This window comes from Rhodanobacter sp. UC4448_H15 (assembly GCF_052978265.1).
In genome coordinates this window covers 2,787,018-2,803,748 of sequence record NZ_CM129665.1, presented here as the reverse complement: position 1 = coordinate 2,803,748, position 16,731 = coordinate 2,787,018, and the positions used below count along the sequence as shown (strand labels likewise).

The window sequence follows — 16,731 nt, the reverse complement described above, 5'->3', positions numbered from 1 at the left end:
CGGATGCCTTCGCGACCGTCAAGCGTATCCGCCGCGATATTCCGGTTTGCCCTCCTGATGGTGGCGGGACTTGCCCTGTCCGCCTGCACCAGCGTGCGCTACTACGCGCAGGCCGCCCACGGGCAAGCCGAACTCATCGTGCATCGACGCCCGATCGAGCGCGTGCTCGCCGACCCGCACACCGACCCGCAGCTGGCCGCGCGCCTGCGCCTGGCGCTGCAGGCGCGCCGGTTCGCCTCGCGCGAGCTGGGCCTGCCTGACAATCGCAGCTACACCGGCTACGTGCCGCTGGATCGCGACTACGTGGTGTGGAACGTGTTCGCTGCGCCGCGCCATTCGGTGCAGGCGGTGCCGCAGTGCTTTCCGATCGCCGGTTGCGTGGCTTACCGGGGCTGGTTCAGCGAACAGGCGGCGCAGGCAGATGCGGCGCGCTGGAAGGCCCGCGGCGACGATGTGTGGATCGGTGGCGTGCCGGCGTATTCGACGCTGGGCTGGTTTGCCGATCCGGTGCTGTCCAGCATGCTGCGCTGGGACGACGACGAGCTGGCCGGCACGATCTTCCACGAGTTGGCGCACCAGCTGATCTACGTGAAAAGCGACAGCGCGTTCAACGAATCCTTCGCCAGCTTCGTGCAGCGCCAGGGCCTGCGCGAATGGCGCGCCTCGCGCGGCCTGCCGCCGGCGCAAGGCCACGATGACGCGATCGCCGACGGCTTCACCCGGCTCGTGCTGGATCTGCGCGAGCGCCTGAAGCTGTTGTACGCCAGCGGCGTCGATGCCGAGGCAATGGAAGCCGGCAAGCAGGCCGCGATCGCCGCGTTCCGCGAACGCTACGCGCAGTGGCGCGAACGCCGATGGCCCGGCGACCATCGCTACGACGCGTGGGTGGCGCAGCCGATCAACAACGCCCGGCTGCTGCCGTTCGGCTTGTACGACCACTGGGTGCCGGCGTTCGACGTGCTGTTCCAGCGCTCGGGGCAGGACTGGACGGCGTTCTACGCCGACGTCCGCGCTTTGGCTCGCGACCCGAAGCCGCGCCGCGATCGCGCGCTGGAAGCGCTGATGACGCCGCCACACGGTGCGGAGGCTCAGGCCGCGCCGCGCTGAAAACTCAGTGCCCGCCGCCCGGCAATGTTTTTCTCCCCGCCATGTGGCGCAGGTAGCTCAGCAGATCATCGAGGTCGGCGTCGGAAAGCGCCCGCGTGTCGAAGCCCGGCATCTTCGCCTGCGGCCAGCGGCGCAGCGATTGCGGATCGCGGATGTACCCGCGCAGCAGGTCGGCGCGCAGGTACTCGGTGGGGTTGTGCGGAATGTTGAGGTCCGGCCCGAGTCGGGCATCGCCGGCGCCGTTGAGTGTATGGCAGGCGAAGCAGGTGCGCTGGAACACCGCCAGCCCTCGCCGCACGGCACTGTCCGCCGGCGTTCGCGGGTCCGGCAGCATGGCCGGAAAACGCGCGGCCATGCTGTCGGCGCGGCGGATCGTGGCCAGTTGATATGGCCATTGCTCCGGTCCCACGCCCGCCGCGCGCGGCTGCGTCCACACGACATAGAACGGGCCGGCGCGGCCGTGTCCGCCAGGCAACGCCGGCCACGGCCGGGCCGGCTCCTCGATCGCCAGCCAGGCGACGCTGCCGCGCCGGCTCAGGATCAGCGCGGCGGGTATTTCGGCGACAAAGCCGTCCTTCGCGACAAATTGCAGGTGATCGCCGGCCACGATGCCGGGCAGCAGGGCAGTCAGCGGCACGGCGCGGTAGTGTCGGGTGCGCTTGAACGCCACGTCGCCGAGCACGGTGATGGTGCGCGCATCCGGGCGCGCCAGCAGGGTGGCGGTGCTCCAGCGGGTGGCACCATGGCCCAGGTCGATGCGGAGTTCGGCGGCGCGCACGAATCGACTGCTGCCGAGAAGCATCAGCGCGATCGCAAGCAGGGCGGTGATCCGCGTCATCCGGGGGGCGTCGATCGAGGTTCCGCGCATGGGATTCTCCGTGCAATGGGCCCAGTGTAGGGCCAGCTTTGGCGCCGGGCGGGCCGGCGCACCTGTCGCGGCGCTGAACGGCGGCGGGCGTGCACGTTGAACTCACGTCGTCGCGCACACACTAAGCCCGTGTATCGCCGTGACGGCGACAGGAAGCGGGGCAATCCATCGCCTTGCTGAGGGGCCGGCCTTACCTCCCCTGGAGGCCGCCTGACAAGCCCCATCGGTCCTCCCCTGGCCGATGGGGTTTTATTTTGCCCGGCGCCGATGGCCGACCATGGATAATGGCCGGTGCTGCCGCTTCTTCCTCCCCTGGGCGCCCGATGGTCATCGAATCGCTGCTCGACACCGACCTGTACAAGTTCTCGATGATGCAGGTGGTGCTGCACCAGTATCCCGCGGCCGAGGTGGAATACCGCTTCAAGTGCCGCACGCCGGGTATTGACCTGGCCGCGTGCGTCGACGACATCCGCGCCGAACTGGCCGCGCTGTGCCGCCTGCGTTTTCGCGCGGACGAGCTGGATTACCTGCGCAGCTGGCGTTTCATCAAGAGCGATTTCGTCGATTTCCTGGGCCTGTTCCAGCTCAACGAGAAGTACGTGGAGATCGCGCCCTCGGCCGCCGTGCCCGGCGAGATCGAGATCCGCATCCGCGGGCCGTGGCTGCACACGATCATGTTCGAGGTGCCGCTGCTGGCGATCGTCAACGAGGTATATTTCCGCCGCACCAGCGCCGGGCTGGATCTGGCCGAAGGGCGCCGGCGCCTGCACGACAAGATCGCCATGCTGCGCGATGCGCCGGATTACACGCTGTGCCGCATCGCCGATTACGGCACCCGCCGGCGGTATTCGCGGCGCTGGCAGCACGAGGTGGTCACCACCTTGCGCGACGAACTGGGCGCGCAGCTGGCCGGCACCAGCAACGTGTGGCTGGCACGCGAACTGGGCCTGACCCCGCTGGGCACGCTGGCGCACGAGTATCTGCAGGCACACCAGGCGCTGGGGCCGCGGCTGCGCGATTCGCAGGTCGCGGCGCTGGAGGCGTGGGCGCGCGAATACCGTGGCGATCTGGGCATCGCGCTGTCCGACGTGTACGGGCTGGATGCCTTCCTGCGCGATTTCGACATGTACTTCTGCAAGCTGTTCGACGGCACCCGCCACGATTCCGGCGATCCGTTCGCCTGGGGCGAGAAGGTGCTGGCGCACTACCGCGACAACCGCGTCGACCCGCGCAACAAGGTGCTGGTGTTCAGCGACGGCCTGGACATCCCGCGCGTGATGCAGCTCTACGCGCATTTCCGCGGCCGCTGCCAGCTCGCCTTCGGCGTTGGCACCAACCTCACCAACGACGTGGGGCCGGCGCCGATCAACATCGTGATCAAGATGATCCGCTGCAACGGCCAGCCGGTGGCCAAGCTCAGCGATTCCCCCGGCAAGAACATGTGCGATGACCCGGCCTACGTGGCCTACCTGCGCCAGGTGTTCGAGATCCCCGCCACCCAGGGGTGAGTGGCGCCGATCACGGATCGTCCGGCGCGCGGCTGAACACGCCGGCCAGCAGCAACAGGGACAGCAGCACGAGGGCGAGGTGGAGCACGGCGAATCCGGCGTGGCGGCAACGCCTTGACGGTAGCCGCGCGCACCGCCGGCGCCAAAGGAGCATGCCGCATATGGATATGCCCGAGCCATCTCGATGGCGTACGCTGGCCGGACACCCGCCACAGTTCCGGAGCAAGCCATGACCAGCATCCACGATTTCACCGTGACCGACATCGACGGCAAGCCGCGATCGCTGGGTGAGTGGCGCGGCAAGACCTTGCTGGTGGTCAACGTCGCCTCGCAGTGCGGATTCACTCCGCAATACGAGGGCCTGGAAGCCTTGTGGCGCGAACAGCGCGAGCTGGGCCTGGTGGTGCTGGGCTTTCCCTGCGACCAGTTCGGCCACCAGGAGCCGGGCAGCGAAGCCGAGATCAAGGATTTCTGCAGCACCCGCTTCGACGTGACCTTTCCGATGTTCGCCAAGGTCGAGGTGAACGGCGAGCACGCCGCGCCGCTGTACCAATGGCTGAAAAGCCAGGCCAAGGGCATCCTCGGCAGCGAGGCGATCAAGTGGAACTTCACCAAGTTCCTGGTCGATGGCGACGGCCAGGTGGTCAAGCGCTACGCGCCCACCGACACGCCGCAGAAGATCGGTCGCGACACGCGGGCCCGCTTGCAGGGGTGAACCATCCCGTCACCGCGGTCCACGGCGATCGCCACGGCCTGCATTGAGCTGGTCGGCGGCGCTCGGGACGCCCCCTGCGCAGGCCATGCGCGCGCGGTCTGATAGGCTTTGTCCCTTTGCCGACCGTGGTCGGCCCCCATGACCCCCGAACGAGGCCAGATGATGCAGATTGCCCGAGATTCCGTTGCCGCCTTCCACTACACCCTCACCGACGATCAGAACCAGGTCATCGACAGCTCCGCCGGTCGCGATCCGCTGACCTACCTGCACGGCGGCGGCCAGATCGTACCGGGCCTGGAAAAGCAGCTGGAAGGCCGCTCGGCGGGCGACAAGTTCACCGCCGACGTGGTTCCCGAGGAGGGTTACGGCGTGCACCATCCCGAGCTGATGCAGGAAGTGCCGCGCTCGGCCTTCCAGGGCGTGGAGGACATCCAGCCCGGCATGCAGTTCCAGGGCCGCGGTCCGCAGGGCGAGATCAACGTCACCGTCACCCGCGTCGAGGACGACAAGGTCTTCATCGACGGCAACCATCCGCTGGCGGGCAAGACCCTGCATTTCGCCATCGAGGTGACCGACGTGCGCGCGGCCAGCGAGGAAGAGCTGGCACATGGCCACGTGCACGGTGCGGGTGGCCATCACCACTGAGAGGTTGTGAATGATGCGCAGGGCGGGCACGGCCGCCTTTGTCGTCGACGGCTGGCGGGCGGTGCCCGCCCTACGCGTGCCCGGCGACGCGTTGCGGCAGCGCGTTCAATACCAGTCCAGCAACGACACGCCCACGCCGAGGTAGGTGGCGTTGTGGTTGTAGTCGATCAGGCTCTCGCCGTAGCCCTTGAACAGTTCGGCGTAGCCGCGCAGGTTGCCGGCGATCGGAAAGCTCCAGCCGAAGCGCAACGATCCGTGCTGGCGGCTGCCGCCGCGGAACGAGTCGCGCAAGGTCAGACCGAATTCCTGGCCGTTCCACTCGTGCACGATCTCCACCTCGCCGCGCCCCACGTAATCGCTGATGTCGGGGTTGTCGTCGATGCTTCGCGATTCGGGAATGCGCCACCACGGGCGGATCATCACCGTCCAGCCTTCGCGTTCGAAGCCGACGTTGGCGATCAGCCGGTTCCAGCTGCGCGACAACGGCAGCCCGCGGCCGTTGGACTGGTGGTTGAAGCCGATGCCGAGCAGGCGTCCCTCCCAGCCAAGCACGTGGTAGCTGGTGTCGAACATCAGCATCGCCTCGGGCTCGTAGTCCGTCTCGCGAAACGGGCGCGACAGGGTGGAGTTGTAGACCTGCCACCGCGACGACTGGGTATAGCCCACCCACAGGTCGCCGGCGTCGCCGAACACGCCTTGCCACACCTTGGCCTTGAGGCTCAGCTGGAACTTCGCCTCGATGTTGTCCAGCCGCTCGCTGCCAGTGGCGTCGTTGTCGGGGTTGGGGCTGTGCGGTTGGTTGTTCTGGTTGCTGCTGGCGAAGATGGGCAGCACGTAGACCGGCTTGTAGCCGCGTACGTTGAAGGTGCCCAGTTTGCTTTCCGGCGCCAGCTCCCAGCGGCTGTCAAGCAGCGACAGCGGCACGGCCACCTCGCTGTTGCCGGGGCCGGCCGCGGGTGCCCCGGGATGGTCGTGGCCGAACACTTCGCCGCCGGCGGCCTGCACCGTGCGCTTCTGCGCCACCGGCAGGTTGACCCGGCCGGTGGCCTGGTCGTAGCAGGCCAGCCGCTGCGCATCGCTCTCGATCGCGGTGCAGCCGCGGATGTCCATCGGGTCGGGATTCTGTGCATGCGCCGTGGCAGCAGCCACGCAGGCCCATGCCGCGCAGGCTGCGACGAGCGGGAGTTTCATGATGTCTTTCCGATGCGCGGCGAGCGCCATGCCGGCCGTCGATTCAGGCCGGCAAGTTTATCCGATGCCCGTGAATGCACGATTCACGGGCATCGCGTCCGCGTGTTCAATGCAGCTGCTTCACCCAGCGTGCGTATTCCGCTTCGCTGACCTTGCCATTCTTGTTGCTGTCCGCGTTGAGGAAGTCGTTGGCCAACGGAGGATAGGCCGAGGCCTGTTCCTCGGTGATGCCCTTGCCGCCCGCCGCCAACTGCTGGAACGAGGGCGCCGGGGCGATCGTCGGCGCCGGAGCCGGTGCGCTTTTGACCACGACCTGACCCTGCGGCGTGTTGAACGTGGCGGTATCGGTGGCGGTGGCGGAAGCGGCCGGGGCAGGGGTGTCCTGCGCCAGGCTCGCGCCGGCGAACAACAACCCGCCGGCCAACAGGCAGCCGTACAGGGGAGTGCTGAAGTTCATGATGGAATCCTCCATGCCAGAATGAGTGTCCGAAAAAACACGGGGGTCCGGTCGCGCATGCCGCCGCACCCGAACTCCTCTGGACCCTAGCAAGGGATGTGTATATGTCCGCTCAAGATCGCCCGCCGATGCGGGCAACGGCGACACGCCATTGAGCCGGGCTTCAGCTTCGCCCACCCTCAGCCTTGCCCAGGCGCGCCTGTTGCAACTGGCGGCCCAGGGCTTGCTGCAGGCCAGCCGGCGACGCGCCCGGCGCGCCGACGTGGTGGCCGCCATCGAGCGCATGGGCTTGTTGCAGATCGACACCATCCACGTGGTGGCGCGCAGCCCGTACCTGGTGCTGCACGCGCGGTTGGGTGATTACCCGATGGCCTGGCTGGACGAGGCGCTGGCCGAAGGCAAGCTGGCCGAAACCTGGGCGCACGAGGCCTGCTTCGTCAGCGCCGCCGATCTGCCGTGGCACCGTGCGTGGAGCGACCAGCGCGGTGGACACTGGGCGCACCGACACGCCGCACGCATGCATCGCGAACAGCGCAGCGGGATGGACGGCCTGCTCGAGCGGATTCGCGCCGAGGGCCCGGTGCGCGCGGCGGATTTTGCCCGCGAGCAGGGTGCGGCCAGCTCGGGCTGGTGGGAGTGGAAGCCGGAGAAGCGCTGGCTGGAGGCGTGGTTCGCCCTGGGTGAACTGATGGTGCTGCGGCGCGATCGCTTCCAGCGCGTGTACGACTTGAGCGAACGGGTGCTGGCGCAACTCGACCCGCCGCCCGATCCGCGGGTGGCCACGCTCCCGGCCGCCGCGCTGCGTCGCCGCTTCGTCCTCGACGGCGTGCGCGCACTGGGCGTGGCGCCGGCCCCGTGGATCGCCGACTACCACCGGCTCAAGCCGCGCGTTGGCGCTGCCGAACTGGCGCCGCTGCTGGCCAGCGGCGAACTGCTGGCCGTGGCGGTACAGGGCTGGGCGACTCCCGGCTACGTGCATCGCGATCACGCCGACCTGCTGGAACGGGCGCTGGGCGGGCGGCTGCGCGCCACGCGCACGGCACTGCTGTCGCCGTTCGATCCGCTGGTGTGGGACCGCACGCGGCTGCGCGCGATGTTCGATTTCGACTACAGCCTGGAGTGCTACGTCCCGGCCGCGCGACGGCGCTACGGCTACTTCGTGCTGCCGATCCTGCATCGCGGCCGGCTGGTCGGGCGGCTCGACGCCAAGGCGCATCGCGGCGATGGCCTGTTCGAGGTCAAGTCGATCGAACTCGAACCCGGTGTGGCGATCGCGCCGCGCCTGCTGGCGGAACTGGCACAAGCCATCCTCGATACCGCGCGCTGGCATGGCACGCCGCAGGTGCGGGTGGTCCGCTCGCGACCGGCCGCCTTCGCCCGGTCGCTGCGCACCGAGCTGCGTCGACTGGCTTAGGCGCCCTGCCTACGGCGTGCTGCCCGCCGGAGCCGGGTTGGGGCTGCAGGACTTGCCATGCAGCGCCTCGCGCAGGCTGCGCGCCAGCGAGTTGCAGCGCTCGCCCAGTTGCGGACGGACATCCGGGTTCTGCGAATCGCGCAGCAGGTTGGTGCGCATCGCCTCGTAACGCAGTGGCAGCTGTTCGGCCGAGAAGATGCCGGCCGCACGGTGGCAGGCGAGGTAGCTGGACAGGTAGTCGTCGCAGGCGGGTATGCCGGTCTGTTCCGGCAGGCTCGCATCGCTGGGCGCGGTGGCGTGGTGGCTGGGGCGCTGGGCGGGCGTCGGCGGAGCGGTCGAACGGGTGGTGGCGGCGCGGGATGAGGTGACCGTCGCCGGGCGGGTCTCGGTGTCGCTGGCGCAGCCGGCGAGAAGCAAGATGGCGACCGCGGCGGCCAGGGCCAGGCGGAACGGGGTGGTCATGATGCTCTCCTGTGCATTGGGCAGGCCGCAGGCACCCGGTCTGGCGGAAGGTCGAACGAATCAACTAAACCGCAAGTGAAGTAAAGAAAACCTGAAACCCGCGCGCCGGGGTCGGCAGGGGTCGGTTGTCGGCGAGCCCGCCCCGGCCCGCCAGGGGCGCGGATCGGCAACGGATTTCGGCTGTCGGGACGGCTGTCACGACGAGCCGCTTGACAAATCACTTTTCTTCCAAAAATCCGTTATGCTTGAATCGCTGCGTCTGCTTGGCGGCGTGAGTGCCCACTGGGGATTTCCTGAATCCGTCCGTTGCACCCGACCTTGGCATGCTCAGTAAACCGTCGGCCCCCCTGTGGCCGGTTAGTCGATAGAGTCTGGATTGGATCGGAGTGTGAGTCATGTCGGATCGTGAAACGGGTACAGTCAAGTGGTTCAACGACGCCAAGGGCTTCGGCTTCATCAGCCGTGAAAGCGGCCCCGACGTGTTCGTGCATTTCCGCGCCATCACTGGTTCGGGATTCAAGAGCCTGCAGGAAGGACAGAAGGTGACCTTCAAGGTGGTCGACGGCCAGAAAGGCCTGCAGGCCGAAGACGTCACCCCCGTCTGATGGCGGTGGCGAGGTCTGCTTGAGGAGGCCGGCGCAAGCCGGCCTCTTTTTGTAGTGGCGAGGGCAATTCGCTAGCCTGTCGGGATGCCCGACCATTTCATCCAGAACGCCCCTGTCGCGGCCGAGTCGCTGGTCATCCCGGTCACCGCCGCAGACGGCGCGCGCTGCGAGCTGCTGGCCACGCTTCCGGCCGGTCGCTGGCAGCAGTTGTTGTACTGGATGCCGGCGATGGGCATGCCGGCGCGGCATTACCTGCCGCTGGCCCAGGCGCTGGCGGTGGCCGGCGTCGCCGTGGTGTTGCATGAATGGCGCGGCATCGGCTCCAGCGATCGGCGCGCCGGCCGCGATTGCAACTGGGGTTACCGTCAATTGCTGCAGGACGACTTGCCCGCCGGCATGGCGGCGGTGCGCCAGCGCTGGCCGCAGGCGCGCTGCTGGCTGGGCGGCCACAGCCTCGGCGGCCAGCTCGGACTGCTTTACGCCAGCCTGCATCCGCACGATTTCGCCGGCATGGTGCTGGTCGCCAGTGGCGCGCCGTACTGGCGGCGGTTCCGGCACGGCTGGCTGATTGGTGCCGCTTATGCGCTGGCGCCCTGGCTGGCTGCGCTGGTCGGCCATCTGCCCGGGCGGCGGATCGGTTTCGGCGGCAACGAGGCGCGCGGCGTGATCGCCGACTGGGCACGCAGCGGCCGCAGCGGCCGCTATGCGGTGGCCGGCATGACGCAGGATTTCGAGCGCTTGCTGGCCGCGCTGCAACTGCCGGTGCTGGCGCTGCGACTGCAGCAGGACTGGCTCGGTCCGCCGGCCTCGCTGGCATGGCTGCTGGGCAAGCTCGGTCCAGCCGCGCGTCGCGTGGAGACGATCTTGCGCGACGACCTGGATGGCACGCCGGCCGACCATTTCGGCTGGATGAAGGCGCCGGCGCCGGTCGCCGCGCGCATCGCCGGCTGGTTGGCCGGGGAGGATGCGACTTTCGTCGCGCGCGACGACACGGCGGCTTGATTCCCGGCGTCGCCGTCTGCATCTCAACCGTTCCGTGACGCTGGATTTCCCATGAACCTGTTCGATCCGCTTGCCCAACGCAGCCTGACCTTGCGCAACCGCCTCGCGGTGTCGCCGATGTGCGAATACTCGGCCACCGACGGCGTGCCCAATGACTGGCACATGGTGCACCTGGGCAGCCGCGCGGTCGGCGGCGCGGCGCTGGTGATCGCCGAGGCTTCGGCGGTGTCCGCGCAGGGGCGCATCTCGCCGCAGGACACCGGCCTGTGGAACGACGCCCAGTTGCAGGCATGGCAGCCGATCACCCGTTTCATCAAGGCGCAGGGCGCGATTGCCGGCATGCAGTTGGCTCACGCCGGGCGCAAGGCCAGCACGCTGCGGCCGTGGGACGGGCACGGCCCCGTGCCGGCGGGGCAGGGCGACTGGCTTACCGTGGCGCCCTCGGCGCTGCCGTTCGCTGCCGGCTGGCCGGCGCCGCAGGCGCTGGACGAGGCCGGTATCCAGGCGGTGATCGCGGACTTTCGCGCCGCCGCGCAACGCGCGCTGGCAGCGGGTTTCGAGTTGATCGAGGTGCATGCGGCGCACGGCTACCTGCTGCATCAGTTCCTGTCGCCGCTGAGCAACCGGCGCGACGATGCTTACGGCGGCAGCTTCGAGAATCGCATTCGTCTGGTGCGCGAGGTGGTCGTCGCCGTGCGCGAGGTGTGGCCGGCCGCACTGCCGTTGTGGCTGCGCGTCTCGGCTACCGACTGGGCGGATGCCGGCGGCTGGGACATCGGGCAGAGCGTGGAACTGGCGCGCCAGATGAAGCCCCTGGGCGTGGACCTGATCGACGTCTCCAGCGGCGGCTTGCTGCCGCACGTGAAGATTCCGCTGGCGCCGGGTTACCAGGTGCCGTTCGCGGCGCAAATCCGCCGCGAGGCCGGGATCGCCACCGGTGCGGTGGGCCTGATCACCGGCGCGGAGCAGGCCGCGCAGATCATCGCCAACGGCGCCGCCGACGTGGTGCTGATCGCCCGCGAGAGCCTGCGCGATCCCTATTTTCCCCGCCGCGCGGCAGCGCAGCTGGGTGCGTCGATCGACGCACCGGTGCAATATCAACGCGCCTGGTAAATGTGGCGGGGCGGAATCAGGGCGCCCGCTCGCGGAGCAGCAGCATGTCGACCTTTCGCAGTTTTGCCGAGTTCTATCCGTTCTATCTCGGCGAGCACGCCAATCGCAGCTGTCGCCGAATGCATTTCATCGGCAGCACGCTGGTGCTCGCGGTGCTGGTGCTGGCCGTGGCGAGCGGCCAGTGGCGCTGGCTGTGGCTGGTGCCGGTGGCCGGCTACGGCTTCGCCTGGCTGGGCCACTACGCGTTCGAGAAAAATCGCCCGGCCACGTTCAAGCACCCGCTGTACAGCCTTGCCGGCGACTGGGTGATGTACGCGCAGATGCTGCGCGGCAAGATCCGCTTCTGAGCGGCGCCCGCGATCAGCGATATTTGTCGTGGCAGCTCTTGCAGCTCTCTCCCACCGGCTTGAGCACGGCGGCCAGCGCGGTGCAGGTCGCCGGCGCCGCTGCCACGGCCTGGTGCAGGCGGTCCTGCAACTGGCTGGCGTGGTCGGCGAAATCCTTGTCGTTCATGCCGAACACCGGCGTGATGTCGCTGGCGGTGGATTCGAGCCGGGCCAGGTGATGCTGGACCTTCGCCGCCTCGCACTGGTTGGCCTTGATCGCGCCTTTCAATTCGCCCACGTGATAGCCGAGCGTATGCATCACCGCTGCGGGCATCGGATTGCGCTCGCTCAGCACGTTCATCACGTTGACGGTACCGATGATGCCAATCACCAGGCCGAGCAGGATCATCAGGGCAACACGCATGGAGCCGCTCCATTTCGAGGGATAAGCGCAAGCATAGCCTGCGCGACTGCCGCGAGGCCAAGCCGGCGCGATAAAATGACCGTTTTCGCCAGGGTGCTCGCCGTGACCGTTTTCCTGCCGCCGCCGCTTCGCGCGGGTATGCCATGAACGAGGTAGCCGTGCCGGTCGAGCGCTTCGCCGGCGTCGAGCGGTTGTTCGGGCAGGGCAGCGTGGGCACGCTGGCGCAGAAGCATGTCTGCGTGATCGGCGTGGGCGGCGTCGGCTCGTGGGCGGTCGAGGCGCTGGCGCGCAGCGGCGTGGGCCGGCTCACCCTGATCGACGCCGACGAGGTCTGCGTGTCCAACACCAATCGCCAGCTGCACGCGCTGGACGGCGAATACGGCAAGTCGAAAGTGGGCGTGATGGCGGCGCGCGCGCGTGCGATCAACCCGGCGATCCGGCTGGAGGCGATCGAGCGCTTCCTCACCCCGGCCACGCTGGACGAGCTGCTCGACCGCGGCTACGACGTGGTGCTCGATGCCTGCGACGCGTTCCGGGTGAAGCTGGAAACGATCGCCTGGTGCCGCCGGCGCAAGCTGCCGATCGTCAGCGTGGGCTCGGCGGGTGGCCGCACCGACCCCACCCAGATCCGCGTGCGCGACCTGTCGCGCACGGAGCACGACGCAATGTTCAGCCTGATCCGCAAGAAGCTCCGTGCGGATTTCAATTTCCCGCGCAACCCCGATCGCTACTTCGGCGTTTCAGCCGTCTATTCGCTGCAGAACGTGCAGTACCCGCAACCCGACGGCACTGTCTGCGGCACCCGGCCGCCGGGCGGCGATTCCATGAACCTCGCCTGCGGCGGCGGCCTGGGCGCGGCCACCCACGTCACCGGCGCGTTCGCCTTTGCGGCGGTGGGCAAGGTGATCGAGAAGCTGCTCGGCGAACCGTAGGGCGGGCACCGCCCGCCGTGCTTTTCGACAGCACGCGCAATCAAGAACGGCGGGCCGTGCCCGCCCTACGGCCGGGCTGTTGCTCTCCCTCGTTTCTCACTCCTCGTCTCTCACTCCTGCCCCATCACCACCCCATGTACTGGCCGCCATTGATCGCCAGGTTGGCGCCGGTCATCCAGCCGGTTTCCTCGCCGGTGAGGAAGGCCACGGCGTGGGCGATCTCCTCCGGCCGGCCGAGCCGGCCGAGCGGGATCTGCGCCTCGATCTTGGCGCGCACTTCCGCCGGCACGGCCATTACCATGTCGGTGGCGACGTAGCCGGGCGAGACGGTGTTGACGGTGATGCCGAACTTGGCGTTTTCCTGCGCCAGCGAGATGGTGAAACCGTGCATGCCGGCCTTGGCCGCGGCGTAGTTGGCCTGGCCGTACTGGCCCTTCTGGCCGTTGATCGAGCTGATCTGCACGATGCGGCCCCACTTGCGCGCGCGCATGCCCTCGATCACCGCGCGGGTGACGTTGAAGCAGGAGTTGAGGTTGGTGTTGATCACGTCCGTCCACTGCTGATAGTTCATCTTGTGGAAGGTGGTGTCGCGGGTAATGCCGGCGTTGTTGACCAGGATGTCCACCGGACCGCATTTTTCCTCGATCGCCCGCACCATCGCCGCGCAGGATTCGGGATCGGACACATCGCCGCGCACCGTGCACACCTCGATGCCCTCCTGCGCCATCGCTTCGCGCCAGGCGGCGGTCTTGGCCTCGTCGCGATAATTGGTGGCGACCTTGTGACCCTGTTTCGCCAGATGGCGCACGATGGCGCTGCCGATGCCCCCGGTTCCCCCGGTAACCAAAGCCGTACGCTGGGTCATGCCGTCGATCTCCTGTTTGCCCAAGTCAAGCACGCGAATGTTGCCGTTGTCGCGCGCCTGCACTGCTCGTGCAAAACGGCGTGAACGGCCGTCCAGTTATAGCCGATCAGTCGGGGGAACTACCGCTGCAATGCGGCAATCGGGCGGGGTCGAAGCTGGTCAGCGCGTGGGCCAGCAGGGCGTCTGCATCCACCGGCCGGTCCGGCAACGCCTGCCCGAGGAAAGCGAGTGCGCGGCGCAGCGCCGGCGTGGGCTCGCCGGGGTCTAGCGGCCAGGCGTGGGAGGATTTCGACAGCTTGTTGCCGGCCTTGTCATGCACCAGGGGCAGGTGTCGATACGTCGGCGTGGTCAGGCCCAGGCAGCGCTGCAGCCAGATCTGCCGCGCGGTGGAGTCGAGCAGGTCCTGGCCCCGCACCACCTCGGTGATGCCCTGGAAGGCGTCGTCCACCACGCAGGCCAACTGGTAGGAATAGAAACCGTCGGCGCGGCGGATCACGAAATCGCCCACGGTTTCGCGCAACCGCTCGCGTTGCGGCCCCAGCAGGGCGTCGTCGAACCCGATCTCCACATCGCTCACGCGCAGCCGCCACGCCGGTTCGCGATCGGCGTGACTGCCGTCGATGCAGTGGCCGTCGCGATGGATGCCGCCGCTGGCGGCGAGCTGGCTTCGGCTGCAGGTGCAGGGAAATACCAGGTCGGCCGCGCGCAACGCCGCGAACGCCTCGTCGTAGGCGGCGGTGCGCTGCGACTGGAACAGCACCGGCGCATCCGCCACCAGGCCGAACGCGGGCAGCGCGGCGAGGATGTCGGCGGCGGCGCCGGGCACCTCGCGCGGGGGGTCGATATCCTCCATCCGCACCAGCCATTCGCCGCCGGCGTGGCGGGCGCACAGCCAGCTGCCCACCGCGGCCACCAGCGAGCCGAAGTGCAGTTGCCCGGTGGGCGAAGGGGCGAAGCGTCCGCGGTACGTCATCGGGCCATTTTATCGGCCGTCCGGCCTTGAAACCGCGGCCGGCTGCCCGAATCTCGGGGCCAGTTGTCGCGTTTCCATGACCGGTTCCACCGGTGCGGGGATCGTGCGGGGTCGGTCCGCCGGTCATGCCCGAGGAGGCGACGACCCACCATTTTCATTTGCCATGGAGTTGAATCCGCCCATGAATGCGCCTGTCGCCGAAACTCGCCAGTTCGAAGCCGAAGTTGCCCAGGTCCTGCGCCTGGTCACCCACTCGCTGTACTCGCACAAGGAGATCTTCCTGCGCGAGCTGATCTCCAACGCCTCCGACGCCTGCGACAAGCTGCGCTTCGAGTCGATCGCCAAGCCCGGACTCCTGGCCGGCGACAGCGAGTTGCACATCGACATCAACTGGGACCCGGAGGCGCGTACCGTCACCGTGCGCGACAACGGCATCGGCATGAGCCGCGACGAGGTGGTGGCCAACATCGGCACCATCGCCAGCTCGGGCACGCGCCGTTTCCTGGAGGCGATGAGCGGCGAGCAGAAGGCCGACGCCCGCCTGATCGGCCAGTTCGGCGTGGGTTTCTATTCCGCCTTCGTGGTGGCCGACAAGGTCACCGTGGTGACCCGGCGCGCGGACGCACCCGCGGCCGAGGGCGTGAAGTGGGAGAGCGACGGCAAGGGCGAGTACTCGCTGGAACCGGTCGAGCAGGCCGAACGCGGCACCGCGGTGATCCTGCACCTGAAGGCCGACGAGGACGACTTCCTCAAGGGCTGGCAGCTGAAATCGCTGATCCGCAAGTACTCCGACCACGTGGCGTTCCCGATCCGCATGCCGGTGGAAAAGGACGGCAAGCCCACCGACGAGTTCGAGAGCATCAACGCGGCCTCCGCGCTGTGGACCAAGCCGAAATCGGACATTTCCGACGAGGACTACCAGAGCTTCTACAAGTCGCTCGGCCACGATTTCAACGACCCGCTGGCGTGGACGCACAACCGCGTCGAGGGCAGCCAGAGTTTCACCACGCTGCTCTACATTCCCGCGCAGCCGCCGTTCGATCTGATGATGGGCGGCCGCGACGAGCGCAAGGGCCTGAAGCTCTACATCAAGCGCGTCTTCATCATGGACGCCGCCGAAGAGCTGCTGCCGAACTACCTGCGCTTCGTGCGCGGCGTGGTCGATGCCGACGACCTGCCGCTCAACGTCAGCCGCGAAATCCTGCAGCACAACCGTCAGGTCGACCGCATCAAGGCGGCTTGCGTCAAGCGCGTGCTCGACCTGATCGAGAAGCTCGCCCGCGACGAACCGGAGAAGTTCGCGACCTTCTACAAGGCCTTCGGCAATACGCTCAAGGAAGGCATCAGCGAAGACGCCAACAACCGCGAGCGCATCGCCAAGCTGCTGCGCTTCACCTCGACCAAGGGCGAGGGCACCGCACAGAACGTCTCGCTGGACGACTACATCAGCCGCATGGCCGTCGGCCAGGACGCGATCTGGTACATCACCGCCGACAGCTACAAGGCCGCCGCCGGCAGCCCGCAGCTGGAAGCGTTCAAGGCCAAGGACATCGAGGTGCTGCTGATGTCCGACCGCATCGACGAATGGATGATCGGCTCCCTGAGCGAGTACGAAGGCAAGAAGCTCAAGAGCGTGGCCAAGGGCGAGGTACCGCTGGACGAGGCCGACAAGAAAAAGCAGGAAGAGGCCACGAAAGAGGCCGAGCCGCTGCTGAAGAAGCTCAAGGACCTGCTCGGCGATCGCGTGGGCGAGGTGAAGGTGTCCGCCCGCCTGACCGATTCGCCGTCGTGCCTGGCGCTCTCCGATTACGAAATGGCCCCGCACCTGGCGCGTCTGCTGCGCGAAGCCGGGCAGGACATGCCCGAGAGCAAGCCAACGCTGGAGATCAACCCGGCGCACGCGCTGGTCAAGCGTGTGGAGAACGAGGCCGATGAGGACAAGGCGCGCGATCTCGCTACGCTGCTGCTGGAGCAGGCGGAGATTTCCGCCGGTGCACAGCTGCCGGACCCCGCCGCATTCGTGCAGCGGATGAACCGGGTGTTGCTGGGGTAGGGCACGGGATACCTCGTTGGCCTGAAGAAGCCCGCCGATGGCGGGCTTCTTTTTTGACTGATGCGAGGACT

General features: G+C 68.0%; 18 protein-coding genes. 11 read left to right on the top strand and 7 right to left on the bottom strand.

Translation table 11 applies throughout. From position 1 onward, the window contains the following. Positions 1 to 57 precede the first annotated feature (57 nt). A complete protein-coding gene (locus tag ACVCMI_RS12930; protein ID WP_447098549.1) occupies positions 58 to 1,107 on the top strand; it encodes an aminopeptidase in 1,050 nt (349 codons plus the stop codon). 4 nt (positions 1,108 to 1,111) lie between these two features. On the opposite strand, the gene ACVCMI_RS12925 is transcribed toward ACVCMI_RS12930, so the two are convergent. After that, positions 1,112 to 1,975, bottom strand: a complete 864-nt coding sequence (locus ACVCMI_RS12925; RefSeq protein ID WP_447098550.1) for a c-type cytochrome — start codon at positions 1,973 to 1,975, stop codon at positions 1,112 to 1,114. Positions 1,976 to 2,298: 323 nt separating this feature from the next. Between ACVCMI_RS12925 and pncB the strand changes: the two genes are divergently transcribed. The 3 genes from pncB to ACVCMI_RS12910 all read left to right on the top strand — a co-directional run bounded on the left by pncB (position 2,299) and on the right by ACVCMI_RS12910 (position 4,843). Then, on the top strand, positions 2,299 to 3,483 hold the full coding sequence (gene pncB, locus ACVCMI_RS12920) for a nicotinate phosphoribosyltransferase (protein WP_447098551.1): 1,185 nt from the start codon (positions 2,299 to 2,301) through the stop codon (positions 3,481 to 3,483). A 229-nt stretch (positions 3,484 to 3,712) separates the two neighbouring features. Continuing rightward, positions 3,713 to 4,198 (top strand): glutathione peroxidase, encoded by a 486-nt coding sequence (locus ACVCMI_RS12915; RefSeq protein WP_447098552.1) that lies wholly within the window; start codon positions 3,713 to 3,715, stop codon positions 4,196 to 4,198. A gap of 162 nt (positions 4,199 to 4,360) precedes the next feature. Beyond that, on the top strand, positions 4,361 to 4,843 hold the full coding sequence (locus ACVCMI_RS12910; RefSeq protein WP_395121410.1) for an FKBP-type peptidyl-prolyl cis-trans isomerase: 483 nt from the start codon (positions 4,361 to 4,363) through the stop codon (positions 4,841 to 4,843). Positions 4,844 to 4,948: 105 nt separating this feature from the next. On the opposite strand, the gene ACVCMI_RS12905 is transcribed toward ACVCMI_RS12910, so the two are convergent. Both ACVCMI_RS12905 and ACVCMI_RS12900 read right to left on the bottom strand, forming a co-directional pair. Further along, positions 4,949 to 6,034, bottom strand: a complete 1,086-nt coding sequence (locus ACVCMI_RS12905; RefSeq protein ID WP_447098553.1) for a phospholipase A — start codon at positions 6,032 to 6,034, stop codon at positions 4,949 to 4,951. 106 nt (positions 6,035 to 6,140) lie between these two features. Next, positions 6,141 to 6,491: a hypothetical protein gene (locus ACVCMI_RS12900; protein WP_447098554.1), complete on the bottom strand. Its 351-nt coding sequence runs from the start codon at positions 6,489 to 6,491 to the stop codon at positions 6,141 to 6,143. Positions 6,492 to 6,642: 151 nt separating this feature from the next. Between ACVCMI_RS12900 and ACVCMI_RS12895 the strand changes: the two genes are divergently transcribed. Beyond that, entirely contained in the window at positions 6,643 to 7,905 is a 1,263-nt protein-coding gene (locus tag ACVCMI_RS12895) for a winged helix-turn-helix domain-containing protein (protein WP_447098555.1), read from the top strand. Positions 7,906 to 7,914: 9 nt separating this feature from the next. Here the strand turns inward: ACVCMI_RS12895 and ACVCMI_RS12890 are convergent, their stop codons facing one another. Further along, complete coding sequence (locus tag ACVCMI_RS12890; protein WP_447098556.1) at positions 7,915 to 8,367, bottom strand: hypothetical protein; 453 nt, start codon at positions 8,365 to 8,367, stop codon at positions 7,915 to 7,917. A 395-nt stretch (positions 8,368 to 8,762) separates the two neighbouring features. Here ACVCMI_RS12890 and ACVCMI_RS12885 point away from each other — a divergent pair, with 395 nt between their 5' ends. The 4 genes from ACVCMI_RS12885 (at position 8,763) to ACVCMI_RS12870 (ending at position 11,434) form a co-directional block, all read left to right on the top strand. Then, the gene (locus ACVCMI_RS12885; protein WP_395119356.1) at positions 8,763 to 8,972 is read left to right on the top strand and encodes a cold-shock protein; all 210 of its coding nucleotides are present in this window, start codon (positions 8,763 to 8,765) and stop codon (positions 8,970 to 8,972) included. 84 nt (positions 8,973 to 9,056) lie between these two features. Next, the gene (locus ACVCMI_RS12880; protein ID WP_447098557.1) at positions 9,057 to 9,974 is read left to right on the top strand and encodes an alpha/beta hydrolase family protein; all 918 of its coding nucleotides are present in this window, start codon (positions 9,057 to 9,059) and stop codon (positions 9,972 to 9,974) included. A 51-nt stretch (positions 9,975 to 10,025) separates the two neighbouring features. After that, positions 10,026 to 11,087 carry an NADH:flavin oxidoreductase/NADH oxidase gene (locus tag ACVCMI_RS12875; protein WP_447098558.1) on the top strand — a complete coding sequence of 354 codons (1,062 nt, stop codon included), beginning with the start codon at positions 10,026 to 10,028 and terminating at the stop codon, positions 11,085 to 11,087. Positions 11,088 to 11,131: 44 nt separating this feature from the next. Further along, positions 11,132 to 11,434, top strand: coding sequence for a DUF962 domain-containing protein (locus ACVCMI_RS12870; RefSeq protein ID WP_395119350.1), 303 nt, complete (start codon positions 11,132 to 11,134; stop codon positions 11,432 to 11,434). Positions 11,435 to 11,447: 13 nt separating this feature from the next. Here the strand turns inward: ACVCMI_RS12870 and ACVCMI_RS12865 are convergent, their stop codons facing one another. Further along, the gene (locus ACVCMI_RS12865) at positions 11,448 to 11,837 is read right to left on the bottom strand and encodes a cytochrome c (RefSeq protein WP_395119348.1); all 390 of its coding nucleotides are present in this window, start codon (positions 11,835 to 11,837) and stop codon (positions 11,448 to 11,450) included. A 143-nt stretch (positions 11,838 to 11,980) separates the two neighbouring features. Here ACVCMI_RS12865 and ACVCMI_RS12860 point away from each other — a divergent pair, with 143 nt between their 5' ends. Further along, complete coding sequence (locus tag ACVCMI_RS12860; protein WP_447098559.1) at positions 11,981 to 12,769, top strand: tRNA threonylcarbamoyladenosine dehydratase; 789 nt, start codon at positions 11,981 to 11,983, stop codon at positions 12,767 to 12,769. A 124-nt stretch (positions 12,770 to 12,893) separates the two neighbouring features. Here ACVCMI_RS12860 and phbB read toward each other — a convergent pair whose 3' ends face one another. Next, complete coding sequence (phbB, locus tag ACVCMI_RS12855; protein WP_395119344.1) at positions 12,894 to 13,634, bottom strand: beta-ketoacyl-ACP reductase; 741 nt, start codon at positions 13,632 to 13,634, stop codon at positions 12,894 to 12,896. 106 nt (positions 13,635 to 13,740) lie between these two features. Further along, positions 13,741 to 14,607 carry a tRNA glutamyl-Q(34) synthetase GluQRS gene (gluQRS, locus tag ACVCMI_RS12850; RefSeq protein ID WP_447098560.1) on the bottom strand — a complete coding sequence of 289 codons (867 nt, stop codon included), beginning with the start codon at positions 14,605 to 14,607 and terminating at the stop codon, positions 13,741 to 13,743. Positions 14,608 to 14,788: 181 nt separating this feature from the next. On the opposite strand from gluQRS, the gene htpG reads away from it, so the two are divergent. Further along, positions 14,789 to 16,660 carry a molecular chaperone HtpG gene (htpG, locus tag ACVCMI_RS12845; protein ID WP_447098561.1) on the top strand — a complete coding sequence of 624 codons (1,872 nt, stop codon included), beginning with the start codon at positions 14,789 to 14,791 and terminating at the stop codon, positions 16,658 to 16,660. Positions 16,661 to 16,731: the final 71 nt, after the last annotated feature.